The organism is Paracoccus subflavus, from assembly GCF_004310345.1.
In the GTDB taxonomy this organism is placed as follows: Bacteria; Pseudomonadota; Alphaproteobacteria; order Rhodobacterales; family Rhodobacteraceae; genus Paracoccus; species Paracoccus subflavus.
Window position 1 is genome coordinate 26,895 of record NZ_SISK01000008.1, and the last position, 16,007, is coordinate 42,901.

14 protein-coding genes and 1 riboswitch are annotated in these 16,007 nt (G+C 67.8%); of the genes, 9 read left to right on the top strand and 5 right to left on the bottom strand.

The annotated features are described in order from the left end of the window. Positions 1 to 5 precede the first annotated feature (5 nt). The 5 genes from EYE42_RS11180 to EYE42_RS11200 form a co-directional block, all read right to left on the bottom strand. The gene (locus EYE42_RS11180) at positions 6 to 1,685 is read right to left on the bottom strand and encodes an ABC transporter permease (protein WP_130991416.1); all 1,680 of its coding nucleotides are present in this window, start codon (positions 1,683 to 1,685) and stop codon (positions 6 to 8) included. Positions 1,686 to 1,728: 43 nt separating this feature from the next. Next, positions 1,729 to 2,748, bottom strand: coding sequence for a Fe(3+) ABC transporter substrate-binding protein (locus EYE42_RS11185; protein ID WP_130991417.1), 1,020 nt, complete (start codon positions 2,746 to 2,748; stop codon positions 1,729 to 1,731). A 63-nt stretch (positions 2,749 to 2,811) separates the two neighbouring features. Further along, positions 2,812 to 3,939: an ABC transporter ATP-binding protein gene (locus EYE42_RS11190; RefSeq protein WP_130991418.1), complete on the bottom strand. Its 1,128-nt coding sequence runs from the start codon at positions 3,937 to 3,939 to the stop codon at positions 2,812 to 2,814. Positions 3,940 to 4,075: 136 nt separating this feature from the next. Beyond that, complete coding sequence (locus tag EYE42_RS11195) at positions 4,076 to 5,152, bottom strand: glycosyltransferase family 61 protein (protein ID WP_130991419.1); 1,077 nt, start codon at positions 5,150 to 5,152, stop codon at positions 4,076 to 4,078. Further along, complete coding sequence (locus EYE42_RS11200) at positions 5,152 to 7,065, bottom strand: glycosyltransferase family 2 protein (RefSeq protein ID WP_130991420.1); 1,914 nt, start codon at positions 7,063 to 7,065, stop codon at positions 5,152 to 5,154. The genes EYE42_RS11195 and EYE42_RS11200 overlap by 1 nt, the downstream gene beginning before the upstream one ends. 175 nt (positions 7,066 to 7,240) lie before the next feature. Here EYE42_RS11200 and EYE42_RS11205 point away from each other — a divergent pair, with 175 nt between their 5' ends. From EYE42_RS11205 to thiS, 9 genes are all read left to right on the top strand, one after another. Continuing rightward, positions 7,241 to 8,242: a bile acid:sodium symporter family protein gene (locus EYE42_RS11205; protein ID WP_130991421.1), complete on the top strand. Its 1,002-nt coding sequence runs from the start codon at positions 7,241 to 7,243 to the stop codon at positions 8,240 to 8,242. Positions 8,243 to 8,248: 6 nt separating this feature from the next. Beyond that, positions 8,249 to 9,166, top strand: a complete 918-nt coding sequence (locus tag EYE42_RS11210; RefSeq protein WP_130991422.1) for an asparaginase domain-containing protein — start codon at positions 8,249 to 8,251, stop codon at positions 9,164 to 9,166. A gap of 82 nt (positions 9,167 to 9,248) precedes the next feature. Then, complete coding sequence (locus EYE42_RS11215; protein WP_130991423.1) at positions 9,249 to 9,836, top strand: ANTAR domain-containing response regulator; 588 nt, start codon at positions 9,249 to 9,251, stop codon at positions 9,834 to 9,836. Continuing rightward, complete coding sequence (locus EYE42_RS11220) at positions 9,833 to 11,011, top strand: ABC transporter substrate-binding protein (RefSeq protein ID WP_130991424.1); 1,179 nt, start codon at positions 9,833 to 9,835, stop codon at positions 11,009 to 11,011. The genes EYE42_RS11215 and EYE42_RS11220 overlap by 4 nt, the downstream gene beginning before the upstream one ends. A 95-nt stretch (positions 11,012 to 11,106) precedes the next feature. Then, positions 11,107 to 13,365, top strand: coding sequence for an FdhF/YdeP family oxidoreductase (locus EYE42_RS11225; RefSeq protein WP_130991425.1), 2,259 nt, complete (start codon positions 11,107 to 11,109; stop codon positions 13,363 to 13,365). A 113-nt stretch (positions 13,366 to 13,478) separates the two neighbouring features. Then, complete coding sequence (locus tag EYE42_RS11230) at positions 13,479 to 13,736, top strand: WGR domain-containing protein (RefSeq protein WP_130991426.1); 258 nt, start codon at positions 13,479 to 13,481, stop codon at positions 13,734 to 13,736. 146 nt (positions 13,737 to 13,882) lie between these two features. Next, positions 13,883 to 13,989, top strand: a riboswitch (TPP riboswitch). A 71-nt stretch (positions 13,990 to 14,060) separates the two neighbouring features. Next, a complete protein-coding gene (thiD, locus tag EYE42_RS11235) occupies positions 14,061 to 14,879 on the top strand; it encodes a bifunctional hydroxymethylpyrimidine kinase/phosphomethylpyrimidine kinase (protein ID WP_130991427.1) in 819 nt (272 codons plus the stop codon). After that, positions 14,876 to 15,829, top strand: coding sequence for an FAD-dependent oxidoreductase (locus EYE42_RS11240; protein ID WP_130991428.1), 954 nt, complete (start codon positions 14,876 to 14,878; stop codon positions 15,827 to 15,829). Before thiD ends, EYE42_RS11240 begins: the two co-directional genes overlap by 4 nt. Continuing rightward, the gene (gene thiS, locus EYE42_RS11245; RefSeq protein WP_130991429.1) at positions 15,813 to 16,007 is read left to right on the top strand and encodes a sulfur carrier protein ThiS; all 195 of its coding nucleotides are present in this window, start codon (positions 15,813 to 15,815) and stop codon (positions 16,005 to 16,007) included. Before EYE42_RS11240 ends, thiS begins: the two co-directional genes overlap by 17 nt.

Below are 16,007 nucleotides of genomic sequence, written 5' to 3' on the forward strand. Positions count from 1 at the left end.
TCCGCTCAGGGTTTCTGGCCCATCCTGCCGATCCGTGCCAGCAGGATCACCGGCAGCAGGCCCACCAGAACGATCGCCAGGGCGGCATAGGCCGCATTCTCATAGGTGCCCCGCGCCGCCTCGGCATAGATACGGGTGGCCAGCGTCTCGAAGTTCAGCGGACGCAGCAGCAGCGTGGCCGACAGTTCCTTCATGCAATCCACAAAGACCAGCAGTCCCGCCGCCGCCATGGCGCCCCGCGACAGGGGCAGGTGGACCTGCCACAGCGTTTCGCCAGGACCCCGCCCGAGGGTCCGGGCGGCGTGGTCGTAACTGCGGGGGATGCGGCTGAACCCGGCCTCGACCGAGCCTGTCGAGATGGCAAGGAACCGCGCCAGATAGGCATAGCCAAGCGCCATGCCGGACCCGATCAGGACAAGGCCGGTGGACACCCCCAGCCAATCCCGCGCCGTGGCGTCGATCCAGCGGTCCAGACCCGCCACCACCGTCAGGATGCCAAGCGCCAGCACCGTTCCCGGCATGGCATAGCCCATCGAGGCCACGCGCAGCGCAGCTGCCGAAAGCCGACCCGGCCGCGCCCGCGCCCCATAGGACACGACGACGCCGCAGGCCACGACGGCAGCGGTGGCGATCGCCGACAGCAGAAAGGTGTTGCGCGCCTCGGTCACAAGGCCGGCCGAGAAGCCGGCGAGGCGGAACCGTTCCCAGGCCTCGACCGCCAGATAGGAAGCCGGGATCAGAAAGCCCAGCACCACCGGCAGAAGGCCCAATCCCAGGGCAAACCCGGCGGCGCGACCGGTCAAGACGCGGGGGGCAAAGCTGCGCCCGCGCTGCGCGCTTGTGGAAAAGCGTTGCCGACGCCTCGCCCAGCGTTCCAGCGACACGAGCGCGATCACCAGGGCCAGCATCGCCAATGCGATCTGCGCGGCCCCCGGCAGGTCATAGCGCGTCACCCAGGTCGTATAGACCGCAATGGTTAGGGACCGCACCCCCAGGAATTCGGATGCGCCGATGTCGTTCAGCGTCTCCATCAGCGCCAGGCTCATGCCCACGGCGATGGCCGGCCGCGCCAGGGGCAGTGCGACCCGGTGAAACACCTGGGCGCGGGTGGTGCCAAGGGCGCGCGACACCTCGACCAGACTGGCGGCCTGGGTCAGGAACATCGCCCGCGTGGGCAGATAGACATAAGGATACAGAACCAGGCTGAGCAGCAGGATCGCCCCGGTCATCGACCGGATGTCGGGCAGGCGGAAATCACGCGGGCTGTCGTAGCCCAGGATGGCGCGGATCACCCCCTGCACCGGACCCAGCGGATGCAGCAGGTCCAGATAGGCATAGGCCACGATATAGGTGGGGACCGCCAGGGGCAGCAGCAGCGCCCATTCCAGCATCCGCCGTCCCGGAAAGTCATAGGCCGTGACCAGCCAGGCCGACAGCGTGCCGATCACCGCCACCAGCAGCCCGACCCCGGCAAGCAGGATCGCGGTCTGGGTGATCGCATGGGGCAGCACGTTGGCGGCCAGATGTGACCACAGCCCGTCCGATCCGCGCATCGCCTGCCACAACAGCGCCAGAACCGGCAGCAGCACAAGCCCGGCTATCACGCAGCTTGCCACGATCCAGGCCCCTCCGCGGGCGCGAAGGTGCCTGGACTGGATGCCGTCGGGGCTGTTGGCAAGGGTCATGGATACCTGCCACGCACGCCCGGACGCAAGGGGACCGGACCGGTCAATTGTCGAAGCCGACCTTGTCGACCAGACGGCTGGCTTCGGCGCGGTGGGTCACGATCTGGGTCAGCGGGATGGTATCCGGGGTCAGGGGGCCGAAGGATTCGACCACCGGATCAAGCGCCGTGCCGGGCTTGACGGGATGTTCGAAATTCGCCCGCGCATAGATTTGCTGAGCCTCGTCCGACACCAGGAATTCCAGCAGTTGCACCGCCTCGTCGCGGTTGGGGGCGTTCTTGGCAACGGCGGCGCCGCTGATGTTCACATGGGTGCCGCCATCCTCGAAGGTGGGCAGGATCACCTTGATCGCCTCGCCCCAGGCCTTCTGTTCCTCGCCACCCGCGCCGGTGCGCATCAGGCCGACGTAATAGGAATTGGCCACCGCGATGTCGCAGATCCCGCCCAGAATGTCCTTGGCCCCGTCGCGGTCGCTGCCGCCGGCCTGCCGGGCCAGATTGGCCTTGATGCCGTCCAGCCAGGCTTCGGTCGCTTCGGCGCCGTGATGGGCCAGATAGGCCGAGAACAGCCCCGTGTTGTAGGGATGCTGGCCCGACCGGATGCACAGCTTGCCCTGCCATTTCGGATCGGCCAGTTCTTCATAGGTGATGGCGTCCAGATCCATGTCGGCATCGGCATAGACCACGCGGGCGCGCATCGACAGGGCGAACCAGTGGTTATCCGGGTCGCGCAGGTTTTCGGGGATCGCCGTTGTCAGAACCTCGGAGTCGACCGGCTGGGTCAGACCCTTGTCCACCAGATCGGCCAGGTTGCCCACGTCCACCGCCATCAGCACGTCGGCGGGCGAGGCCGCGCCCTCGGCCTCGACCCGCTCGGCGATGCCGTCCTTGAGAAATACCGTATTGACCGCGATCCCCGTGGATTCGGTAAAGGCCTGCAGCAGCGGCTCGACCAGACCCGGCTCGCGCGAGGTGTAGAGGTTCAGCTCCTGCGCCGAAGCGGCGCCCGCGCACAGCGTCACGCCCGCCAGAACGGCACGCGCCAGATGGATCGGATAGGCCATGGAAACTCCTCAGATTCGTGCCGGCGAATGCCGGGCGGATTGCCTTTGGCGACCCCCATACAATTAACTGACGGTTTCTGTCAATATTTCGCCATGGATGATTTCGCCACCCAGGGACGAGAGCTGTTCAAGCGGCACCGGCTCGGCAAAGACATGGATCTGCGCGCCGTTCAGGTGCAGCCCGACCTTGTCGCCCACGGCCATCCGGATGCGTTCGTGGCTGTGCATCCGCAGCGGCTGGAACAGCGGATGGACGCTGATCTCGATCTGCTCGCTTTCGCCGGTAAAGGTTTTGGACAGGATCCGGGCCGAGATGCCGCTGCCGTCGGGGGCGATCGACAGGGCCTGCGGCCGGATGCAGACAAGCGCCGCGCTGCCGTTCGGCAGGTCCAGACCGGCGGCAAAGCGGCCGATCGGGGTTTCGATGCTGCCGCGAGTCCAGATGCCTGCCAGCCGGTTGCAGGGGCCCATGAATTCGGCGGCATAGCTGGATGCAGGCCGATCATAGATATCGAAGGGGCTGCCCGTCTGTTCGATCCGGCCGTTGCGCATCAGCACGATCAGGTCAGCCACCGCCAGGGCCTCTTGCGGATCATGCGTCACCAGGACCGCCGTGGTCCCGAACTGGCGCAGGATCTCCAGCGTTTCGCGCCGCACCCGTTCGCGGAGCCCCTGGTCGAGGTTCGAGAACGGCTCGTCCATCAGCAGAACCTCGGGTCGCGGCGCCAGGGCGCGGGCAAGCGCGGTGCGCTGCTGTTCGCCGCCCGACAGCGAATGGGGATACCGGTTCAGCAGGTGGGTGATGCCGATGCGGTCGGCGATCTCGGCCACCCGGCTGCGCCGTTCGCGCCGATCCAGCCCTTGCAGGCCGAAGGCAAGGTTGTCGGCCACGCTGAGATGGGGAAACAGGGCATAGTCCTGAAAGATGAAGCCGATCCGCCGCAGTTCCGGTTCCGTGAACCGGTCCGGCCCGACGATCCGCGTGCCGCCAAGGTCGATCGTTCCGCCATCGGGACGATCGACCCCGGCGATCAGCCGCAGCAGCGTGGATTTGCCGCAGCCCGATTCCCCCAGAAGGCAGGTGATCCGCCCCGAGGGCACCGCAAGCGAGATGTCCTCAAGCACGGCACGGCTGCCGAAGCGGCGCGAAATCCGGTCAAGCCAGAGCGCGGGGCGCTGATCTGCGGGCATCCGGCCCCCTTGTCGTTTCGCCTGCCTGCCCGAAAGCGAATCTGTCAGGCATTGGAGGCTTCTAGCGTCCCTGCGTCCGGGGGGAAAGGTGTTCGCGTTTTTGTGCAGGCGCCGGGCGGGCAGCCTGCGATTGCTGTCAGGCCCTGGCAGGAACCGCTGCCCGTTGCAGCGGCTGACCCTTGTGGGCCTGGCCGATCAGGTCCAGTTCGGCGGCATGTCCGCCGGCGCCAAGACCAAGCGGACGCGCGATCAGACCCAGATCCATCAGGCCGGCCGACAGGGCCGCATGGTCGGGTTCACCCCAGCTCATGTCGTCGGCCCGCGACTTTCCCGGGCGCAGCCATTCGGCGACAAGCGCGTCAACGACATTCACCCTTGCGCCCATGCCCCTGATCTGGTTGCAGATATTGAGGTGATCCGGGGCGCTGCGGCGTCGGATCGGGGTGAATTCCTGCCACGGGGCGGCGATCAGGCCGGCCAGGTGAAAGGCCGATCCTTCGGGGCCCACAAGATGGCGCGCGGCGGAAAAGACCTGCAATTGATCGTCGATCGGATGGTCCTGGGGATGAAAGATCGTGAATCCCTGATCCGCAAGCGCCTGTTCCAGCCGTGCCTCGCCCAGAATGCTGCCGGTCTTGCGCGGCAGGCGGGACCGCGACAGATACACCTTGGCCCCCTCCGGCATGACCCGGCCCGCATCGGCCGGGCGCAATCGGCGCGCAAAGGCGCGAAAGGCGGGGCTACCCTGCGACAAAGGCCCCAGGCCGAACCCTTGGGCAGGCACCACCAGATCCTCGACCTCGAGGGGTTCGTAAAGGATGCACACGGGCAGGCGGATGCCCAGCCGGTCGAGGATTTCGGCCTGCCATCCGGTCAGGCCTGGGGGCTGCCTGCCGCGCAAGGATTTCGGCGTGAACAGGATCGATTGCGCCCCACTGTCCGCCACGGCCCAAAGGCGCGACAGCGACTCGGTCAGGAAATGTCCGAAATGAAAGAACAGCGTGCCGCCATAAACATGACGGCCCGCAAGGCGCCGGGGGTTCGCAGAGGCGGTTCCCCGCCAGCCCCGGTAATAGCCGTTGCCCCGCTGCAAGGCCGCCTCGATCCGCAGGCGTCCCTCCGAAAAGACCGCCCCGTGTTCCGGGTCGATGCGGGCATCGGCCAGATGCCAGATCCGGTCCGCCGTGCCGTTCCTGCCGGGCGGGTGGTCCATCAGGCCCCCGTACCACGCAGGTCGGCCATCATCCGGGCATAGCCGGGCGCAGCCCGCAGCCGCGCCAGCCGGTCGGCAGATCGGTCGGCGATGATCCGGGCCGCCTGTGCCACTGCCGGTTCCTGCAGCAGGCGCCGCGTCAGCGCCTTGACCCTGGGCGCCATGGCGGCTGCGGTCAGGTCCGTCACCTCGTTGCGGTCGAAGCGGCCGAAGTAATCCTTGTCGTATTTGCCGTGGTTGTTCAGGACATCGCCGCGCAGGCCGCGCAGCAGGTATTCTTCGGCGCTTTTGACGCCGTAATGGTTGACCTGACCCAGGATATAGCCTGCCGTCTGCCGGGTCTGGCGCCAGCTCATGACCTTGCCGTCGATGGGCTCGCCCGATCCGTTGATCCAGTTCAGGTCGAGAGGGCCCTGCCGTTCCCGCTTGCGGATGATGCGGGGGCGATGGATGGCAAGGCGCAGATAGTCCATCTGCCGGAACAGCGTCTTGACCCCGAAGCCCTTGACGAAATCGTCGCCCGCCGCACGGGTCAGACGCTCGATCACCGGGCGGTCGTCGGGGCGGTCCTGCGCGCCGCTGCCGAAAAATCGCCAGGTCAGGGGCATGGCGGCGGCACCCTCGGCCTCGATCCGCCCGATCAGGTCGCCCACCTGTCCGGCGCCCGTTCGGACCGCAAGGAATTCGTCCAGATCCATCACCATGACCCAGTCGGCGGCGCGGATCAGGGGGTGATCGTTCGCCCGCTTCAAGGCGCGGGACTGCGGCGGCAGGTCGCGCAGGGCCGGATTGTCCAGATGCGTCACAAGGCCGATCCCGGCCAGGGCGTCCAGCATCAGGTCCGTGCCGTCCGTGCAGTCGTTGGTAAAGGCCAGGATGTCGGTGAACCCCATCAGGTGGTGATAGGCCACCCATTCCAGGACATAAGGGCCTTCGTCCTTGGCCATGGTCACAAGGACGACCCGCCCATGCGGCGAGGACCGGATCAGATCGGGGGCCGCGGCCTTGCGCTCGGCCAGATCGGCCAGAACGGCATCGCCGTTTTCGGGGGCCGGATCGGGTGGGGGCTTCGGCCTTTTCCTGCGCACCCCCGCATCGCCTGCGGGGTAATCCGCAAGGCCCTGCCGACGAAGGTGGCTGCCCAGCCAGCTGGTCCGGGCGGGCAGCCCGCCGCCCGTATATTTGCGCAGCCAGCGCGAATACAGGTGCAGGCAGAGGCTCTGCTCGCGGTCCAGCAGGTCGTCCAGCGTATCGGCCAGGGCAGGATGGGTCAGGGCCTTGCGCTGCTGGAAGGTGACGGGAAAAAAGGTGGCCTGCGGCTGGGCCAGATGGAATTCCCCCGTGGCCTGGGCGAAATGGGTCAGCGCCACCGGACCCGTGGTGCCCCAGGGATAGTCTCCCAGATTGACCGGAATGCCGTTTGCCCGATTTTCCTCGAGCGCGTGGCGGCCGCGGGCGTTGAACCAGGGCGGAATGGGATAGTCGCCGGTCAGAAAGGCCCACAGATCCTGCATGGTCCGGGACTGTCGCGGAAAGCCCATCACCGCATTGCCCAGAAAGGGCCGGTCCATCCGTTCATGGCCGATGAACCAGTCCAGGGCGGCTGGAAAGGGCCTCAGGGCGATGATGTCGGTATCGGTCCAGACCCGGCCGGTCTGCCGGACCATGACGGCGCGGAACACGTCGGCATGGATGGCGGGGCTTTGTGCCCTGGAATGGAGGATGATGTCGTCATTGGGCCAGACGCTGCGCGCATCCTCGATCCGGGTGCCGGGCGGCGCGTTTTCAATCTGGCCATAGGTATAAAGGACATAGTCGTGTCCCAGATCCAGAAAGCTGGCGATCGAGGCCCGTTCGATCCAGGACAGCGGCCCGTCGATCCACAGCGATCCGATCCGTGCCAGTCCGGCCATTCGGTTTCCCCGTTCAAGCCGCCAGCATCACGCCCGCGCGCAACCATTGCCTGTATCGTGCACCATCATTTGCGTGTTTTTGCAAGCCCCGGTTGTCGCCAACCTGCCATTTCCTCTTGGATCGGGATGATGCAGGGGCTATCCCCCGGACAGGTGCGCGACAAAGGAACCCGCCATGTCCCTGCTGCGGGCCGAGGCCCTGCTGGCCCGCTTCGGCCTTGACCGATACATGCTGATGCTGGTGGGGACTGTCGTTCTGGCGACGATCCTGCCCGCGCGCGGGGTGGCCGCGTCGGTCCTGTCGCATCTGACCTATTGGGTCATTGCGCTGCTGTTCTTTCTTTATGGCGCGCGGCTGACCACGGCGACGATTCTGGCGGGGCTGAGGAACGGGCGGCTGCAACTGGCCGTCCTGGCGCTGACATTTCTGCTGTTTCCGCTGTTTGCCCTGGTGCTGAAGCCCCTGTCGCTGATCTGGCTGCCTGCGGCCGCCGGGGCGGGGTTCCTGTATATCGGCTGCCTGCCCTCGACGGTGCAAAGCTCGATCGCCTTCACGGCGGTGTCGGGGGGCAATGTGGCGGGGGCGGTTTGCGCGGCCTCGATCTCGAACCTGGTCGGGGTGGTGCTGTCGCCTGCGCTGTTCGCGCTGCTGATTCCGCAGGAAACGGGCTATGGGGTCGATCCCTCGGCCATCTGGAAGATCGTGCAGCAGGTCCTGCTGCCCTTTGCCGTGGGACAGCTTTGCCGCCCGCTGCTGGGGAACCTGCTGATGCGTCATCGCCGGGCCACCGTTGTCGTGGACCGCGGTTCGATCCTGCTGATCGTCTATGCGGCCTTTTCGGCGGGTGTGGTCAACGGGATCTGGCAGGTGATCGGGGCCGGTGCGCTGCTGGTCCTGGGGATGCTGTGCCTGGTGCTGCTGGCGGTGGTGATGGGCGCTGCGCTGCTGACGGGACGGGCTACGGGAATGAACCGGGGCGACATCCTGGCAACGCTGTATTGCGGGTCGACGAAAAGCCTGGCGTCCGGCCTGCCCATGGCGGGCATCCTGTTTGCGGGGCAGGACATTTCCCTGATCATCTTGCCCCTGATGGTCTTTCACCTGTTGCAACTGGCGGTCTGCGCCATCATCGCGCAGCGCCTGGCCGGGCAGGCCGGGGTGCAGGCCGGGGGATAGGATACCATGCCGGACGGACCCCTTTTCAGCATCATCGCCACCGGCGGCACCATTGCCAGCCGAACGGCGTCAGACGGATCCAGCACGCCCAGCCTGGACGGGCGGGCGCTGCTGGCGCGGCTGGGTTCGCTGCCGCCGGTCCGGCTGCGGGCCGTCGATCTGATGGCGCGGGATTCATCGACCCTGACCCTGGCCGACATGCAGGCGATCAGCGATGCGGTGGGGGCGGAACTGGCCGATCCCCGGGTGGCGGGTGTCGTGGTCCTGCACGGCACCGATTCGATGGAGGAAACCGCCCTGCTGCTGGCCTTGCAGCACGGTCCGGCGCCGGTGATGCTGACGGGCGCGCAGTTCACCGACGATCATCCCCTGGCCGACGGTCCGGCCAACATGGCCGCCGCGATCCGCGCGGTTCTGGACGGGCCGGGTGGCGGCGTGCGGGTGGCGTTCGGCGGGCGCCTGCTGCCGGCCTGGGGCCTGATCAAGAACGCCACCGACAACGCCGATGCCTTTCGTCTGGCAGTCGAGACACCCATGCCAGACATCCGGTTGGAGGCCCCCGTGGACCGGGTCCGCGTCGATGTGGTGGCGGTCCATCCCGGCGCGGAGGCCGTCCACCTGGATGCCAGCCTGGAGACCGGCGCGCAGGGGATCGTTCTGGCCGCGCTCGGATCGGGGAACGCGACGGCAGCGGTTGTCGCGGCGGTCGGGCGATGCCGGGACAGGGGGGTGCCTGTCGTCCTGTCCAGCCGCGTGCCCATGGGACGGCTGGCCGCAAGCTATGGCGGGGGCGGGGGCGGTCATGATCTGGTCGCCGCGGGGGCCGTCCTGTCCCCCGTGCTGCGTCCCGGACAGGCGCGGGTGCTGCTGGCGGCCTTGATCGCTGCGGGGCAGGCGGGCAGGGCGGGGGAGGTGTTCGGCTAGGACTGCCCGTTTCCTGGGCACCCCACCGCGCGATCGGCTGCTGGGCATTGCGCACGATGCCCTGCCCGTGCAACCAGAACCCATGTCGAAGCGCCTTTTGATCGTCGTCGTCGAACCCGACAGCGCCCGCGCGCAGCCCATTGCCGACGGTCTGCGCGAGGCGGGCGACCACGACATCCGCATCATCGCCGAACAATCCGGCCTGGCCCGGCAGGTGGCGGATCTGCGCCCCGACGTGGTTCTGATCGACATCGCCAACCCGTCCCGGGACGTGCTTGAGGAACTGGCCCTGGCCTCGGGGCCTGCGGAACGGCCGGTTGCGATGTTCGTGGACCGATCGGACGAGGGCTTGACCCGGGCCGCCATCGAGGCCGGGATTTCCGCCTATGTCGTGGACGGGCTGCGGCCCGAAAGGCTGAAGCCGATCCTGGACGCCGCGATTGCCCGGTTCCACATCTTTCAGCAGATGCGCGCCGAACTGGCTGCGACCCGCGCCGCGCTTGAGGAACGCAAGATCATCGACCGTGCCAAGGCGGTGCTGATGAAGGCGCGCGGCATCGACGAGGAAGCGGCCTATGCCCTTTTGCGCAAGACCGCCATGGACGGGGGCAAGCGCGTGGCCGACATCGCTCAGCAGCTTGTCATGGCGGCAGGGCTGCTGGGCCGATGACGGTGCTGCGCCTGGGCTATGTGCCGCTGATCGACGCCGCCCCCCTGATCGTCGCGCAGGAACTGGGTTTCGCGGCCGAGGAGGGGCTGACCCTGGATCTGGTCCGCCTGGGGGCATGGGCCCAGGCGCGCGACATGCTGGGCGCGGGGCTGATCGACGCGGCGCATATGCTGGTGCCGATGCCGGTGGGCCAGGCGCTTGGGCTTGGCCCGGCGCTGCCGGGGATGGACCTGGTGATGGTGCTGTCCCAGGGCGGGCAGGCGGTGGCGGTCAACCGCAATCTGGAAGATCGCCTGCGCCGGGCCGGCCACGATTTCGCCTTTGACGACGCCCGCGCGGCAGGAACCGCGCTTCGCGGGGTCGCGGCGGGCAGGCTGCGGGTAGGGGTGCCGTTCCATTTTTCCACCCAGGCCGAGTTGATGCGCCACTGGCTGCCCGCCTGCGGTTTCGTGCAGGACGATCTGGATCTTGTCACCGTGCCGCCGCCGATGATGGCCGAGGCCATGGCGCGCGGCGAGGTCGATGCCTTTTGCGTGGGCGAACCCTGGGCCAGCTTTGCCGTGGACCGGGGCGTGGCGGCCCTGCTGCTGCCGGGCACCGCGATCTGGGCGGCGCCGCCCGAAAAGGGCCTGGTGCTGCTGCGCGATTTCACCGATGCCCGTCCGGTGGAAACCGGCGCCCTGATGCGGGCCGTCTGGCGGGCGGGCCGCTGGCTGGACGACCCCGACCACCGGGGGACAGCGGCCGAAATCCTGTCGCGCGTCATCTATCTGAACCTGCCGCCGGAACTGGCCGAACGCGGGCTGACGGGGCGCCTGACCATCTCGGCCCGGGGCGAGATGCGCGATGCGCCGCGCTTTGTCGCCTTCAACGCGGGCGCGGCCAGCTTTCCCTGGAAAAGCCTGGCCGCGCTGTTCGCACGCCGCATCGCGGGCCGGCACGGCCTGGATCCGCAGGATGCCATGGCCTGCGCCACCCGCCATTTCCGCACCGATCTGTATCGCCAGCATCTGCGCCCGGCGGGCACCCCCTTGCCCGGGGCTTCGTCGCGCGTCGAGGGGGCCTTGGCCGAGGATCGCACGGTTGCGGCGGAACGGGGCGGAATGATCCTGCGTGCCGACGGGTTTTTCGACGGCTTCGTCTTCGATCCCGCCGCGCCGGTACCCGGAGCCTGAGCGGGCAGGCCGCCCGGACCGCCTTCGGAACGCATCATGGCCGGGGCGGTTGTGCCCCATGGCAAGCAGACGGCGGAAGCCAGCGGAGAGACCCCATGACCAGCCAGCGCGACCAGGACCCGACCACCCCGTTCTACGACAATCCGACCGGCGGTTGGGGATCGCTCAAGGGGGTTCTGGGGCAGGCCCACCAGGATGGCATCCGGCTGGGCGTTCTTGACACGCTGCGCCGGCAGAACAAGCCGGGCGGCCATATGTGCACCTCTTGCGCCTGGGCCAAGCCGCCCTCGCCGCATCTGGCCGAATTCTGCGAGAACGGCGCCAAGGCCACGATCTGGGATCTGACCGCGGCGCGGTGCACGCCGGACTTCTTTGCCCGCCATACCGTGACCGAACTGCTGTCATGGCCCGACCATGACCTCGAGGCCGTGGGCCGCCTGACCCATCCGATGCGATACGACCCTGCCAGCGACCGTTATGTCGAGGCGACCTGGGATCAGGCTTTCTCGGCCATCGGCGCCCGGCTGCAATCGCTGGACCGCAAGAGCGTGGTCTTTTACGCCTCGGGCAGGGCCAGCCTCGAGACGTCCTATCTGTGGGCGCTGCTGGCGCGGCTTTACGGCAACAACAACCTGCCCGACAGTTCGAACATGTGCCACGAGACGACCAGCGTGGCGCTGAAACAGAAGATCGGCGCACCGGTCGGCACCTGCGTGCTGGAGGATTTCGAGCATTGCGACCTGCTGCTGTTCTTCGGCCAGAACACCGGCAGCAACAGCCCGCGCTTTCTGCACCCCCTGCAACAGGCCGTCAGGCGCGGCTGCAAGATCGTGACCTTCAACCCGATCCGCGAACGCGGCCTGGTCGAGTTCATCAACCCGCAAAGTCCCGCGGAAATGCTGACCGGACGTTCGACGCCGATTTCCGACATCTATCTGCAACTGCGCCCCGGCGGCGACATCGCCGCCATCGCGGGCATCTGCAAGCACCTGTTCGCCATGGATGCCGTGGACCGGGACTTCATCGACCGGCACGGCCATGATTTCGATGCCTTCAGGGCCTGGACCGATGCGCAGCCCTGGGACGGGATCGAGGCCGCCTCGGGACTGATGCAAGCCGACCTCATCGAAGTGGCCGAGCTTTATGCCCGGTCGGAACGCTGCATCGGCGTTTACGGCATGGGCCTGACGCAGCATGTCCATGGCGCGGACAGCGTGGGAATGCTGGTCAACCTGCTGCTGCTGCGCGGCAATCTGGGCAAGCCGGGCGCGGGCATCTGCCCGGTTCGCGGCCATTCCAATGTCCAGGGCCAACGCACGGTCGGCATTTCCGAAAAGCCCGAACTGGTGCCCCTGGACAAGCTGGCCAGGATGTTCGGCTTTGATCCTCCGCAGGACAAGGGCACCACCACGGTCGAGGCGGTCCAGGGTGTTCTGGACGGCACGATCACCGGCTTTGTCAGCCTGGGGGGCAATTTCGCCCGCGCCATTCCCGACCTGGCCCGCGTCGAGCCCGCCTGGAAGAACCTGGCGCTGAACGTCCAGATCGCCACCAAGCTGAACCGGTCGCACCTGCTGGTGGGCAGGGAAAGCTGGCTTCTGCCCTGCCTGGTGCGCGCCGAGCGCGACGAACAGGCGTCAGGCCCGCAGGCCGTGTCGATGGAGGACAGCCTCAGCCATATCCACGGGTCGATGGGCAGGCGAACTCCGGCCTCGCGTCACCTGTTGTCGGAACCGGCCATCGTCGCGGGCATCGCCAAGGCCGCGCTGCCGCCCAACCCGAACGTGACGTGGGACGAATGGATCGCCGATTACAGCCGCATCCGCGACCTGATCGCCGAAACCTATCCCGAGGAATTCGCCGATTTCAACGCCCGCCTGTTCCAGCCCGGCGGGTTCTACAAGGGCAATTCCGCCCGCCGGCGGGTCTGGAAAACCGACAGCGGACGCGCCGAATTCACCGTGCCGCCCGGCTTGTCGGCCCTGGGGGTGCAGCCTGCCAAGGGGGCCTTCACGCTGATCACCATCCGATCGAACGATCAGTTCAACACCACCGTCTATGGCTATCACGACCGGTTGCGCGGGCTGGAAGGCGACCGGATGATCGTTCTGGTCAGCCGGTCCGACATGTTCCAGGCGGGCTTGGTCGAGGGGCAGCGCGTCGCCTTGTCATCTGCCATCGAAGACGGCGAAATCCGCCGCGTCGAGGGCTTCAGCATCGTGCCCTATGACCTGCCTCCGGGCTGCATCGCCGCCTATTATCCCGAGGCCAATCCCCTGGTGCCGCTAAATTATCACGACCTCGCCTCGAAAACGCCCGCTTACAAGGGGGCTCCGGTCAGGATCGAGCCATAAGGCCGGGCGACGAGCAGGATCGTTTCGATCCATCACGCCGCGGAATCGGCCGGGATGGACCGATTCCGATTTGTCATTGGACGAAACGCGAACACCCCGGCAGGATGGGGATCATGAACCGCGATCCCGACAGCCTGCTTTTGAACCGAAGCGACCCCGACCGCAACATGGCGCGGTTCTATCGCCTGGACATCGCGCCCGACCTGTTCGGGGGCGTGACCTTGGTGCGCAACTGGGGCCGCATCGGTCATCGTGGCCAGCAGCGCCTGCACTGGTTTCCCGACCTGCAAGGCGCCCGCCGGGAACAGGCGGCTTGGCTGCGCCGCAAGCTTCAGCGCGGCTATGACATCGCACAGCCAGCCGTTCCATAAGACGGCTTATTCCCGACTGATGGCCTGGGCAGCGCGGTCCCTTCCGGAATGCCTCACTCAACAGTGACAAGGCTGTCCCTCAGGCGGTGCGCCGATCTGTCTAAACCGCTGGACGAAACGCCAACGGCCGGGTAAAAGGGCCCGAACACTGTCCGTTGGGGCGTCCCGTCGCGGGGCTGAGAGGTGCATGGCGCACCGACCCATCGAACCTGATCCGGGTCATGCCGGCGGAGGGAACGGATAGGCAGACGCGCTGCCCGACGCCGCATCCGTCTGTCGCCCGCCCCCCCTCGTCATGCCCCGACACGCCAGAGGAAGGGGCTGATGACAAGAACCGTTCTGACCATTGCGGGATCCGACAGCGGCGGGGGCGCCGGGATTCAGGCGGATTTGAAAACGGTCTCGGCCTTGGGCTGCTATGGCGCCAGCGTCGTGACGGCGGTGACTGCACAGAATACCTGCACCGTTTCGGCTGTCCATCTTGTGCCGCCGGATCTGATCCGTGCGCAGGTGGATGCGGTTTTGCAAGACATCACGGTTCATGCGATCAAGATCGGCATGGTCGGTTCGGCCGCCGCCGCCGCCGCGGTGGCCGCATCGCTGCGCGACTGCCCGATCCCCATCGTGCTGGACCCGGTGATGGTCGCCAAATCAGGCGATCTGCTGCTGGAAGATGACGCCATCGGTGCCCTGCTGCGCGACCTGCTGCCTCTGGCCCATGTGCTGACGCCGAATCTGCCCGAGGCCGCGAAACTGCTGGATACCGCCCCTGCCCGCGATGACGCCGAGGCGGTTTCACAGGCGGCACGCCTCCGCGCCCTCGGGCCCCGCCATGTGCTGATGAAGGGCGGGCATGCCGGGGGCGCGCAATGCACCGATATCCTGGCCGGCCCACGCGGCACCATGCGCTTTTCCTCGCCCCGCATCCGCACCCGCAACACGCATGGGACGGGATGCACGCTGTCGTCGGCCATCGCGGCGGGGCTGGCGCAGGGGCTGGAGGTGTCCGAGGCGGTCGGCCGCGCGCATGGCTGGCTGCACGGCGCGATCCTTGCGGCCGACGATCTGGCGGTGGGGCGCGGCCACGGTCCGGTGCATCATTTCCATGCGCTGTGGTCCCGACGCGCCGGGGCTGCGGCATGACCGGAACCGTGACCGTGCTGGGCGGCGGCGTGATGGGACTGTGCGTGGCGACCGAACTGACCCGTCGCGGCATTCCCGCCGCCGTCCGTGACACCCTGCCCGGCCCGAACGCCTGTTCCTGGTGGGCGGGGGGTATGCTGGCCCCCTGGTGCGAGGGCGAGACTGCCGATCCGGCGGTGACGCGGCACGGCCTGGGTGCCGCCGACTGGTGGCAGGACCAGGGGGTCCCCGTCACGCGCAACGGAACGTTGGTGGTCAGCTTGTCGCGCGACGGGGGGGCGTTGACGCGCTTTGCCCGGCGCAGCCAGGGCCATCGGATGCTGGACGCCCCCGGTGTCGCCGCCCTCGAGCCCGACCTTGGCACCCGGTTCAGCCGCGCCCTTTTCTTCGAATCCGAATCGCATCTGGACCCCCGGCAGGCCCTGGCGATCCTGTCCGGGCGCCTGCCCCGGTCCGAGGCCGCATCCGGGCAGGTCATCGACTGTCGGGGCCTGTCGGCCCGCGACGCGCTGCGCGACCTGCGCGGCGTCCGGGGCGAGATGGTCGTGATCCGCTGCCCGGATCTGAGCCTGTCCCGCCCGGTCCGCCTGTTGCATCCCCGGATGCCGCTTTACGTCGTTCCGCGCGGCGGCGGCGTGTTCATGCTGGGCGCGACCATGGTGGAAAGCGACGGGCGCGGCCCGCCGACCGCGCGCGCCGTGCTGGAACTGCTGTCCGCGGCCTTTGCCCTGCACCCCGCCTTTGCCGAGGCCGAGGTGCTGGAACTGGGCGCCGATGCGCGCCCGGCCTTTCCCGACAACCTGCCGCGCATCCGCCGGGTGGGCGGCACCCTCTATGCCAACGGGCTTTACCGCCACGGCTTTCTTTTGGCACCGGCCGTCGCCCGCATGGTGGCCGATCATCTTCAGCACCAGACCAGACCGGAGTTCATGGATGCGGATCACGATTAACGGCGCCCCCCGCGATGTCGTCGCGACGACCCTGGCCGGTGCCTTGGCCGAGGCGGAATTGACCGGCCGCATCGCCACGGCGCTGAACGGCAGTTTCGTGCCCGCCGCCCTGCGCGGGACCACGCCCATCCGCGAGGGTGACACGATCGAGGCGCTTTCGCCCATGCAGGGGGGCTGA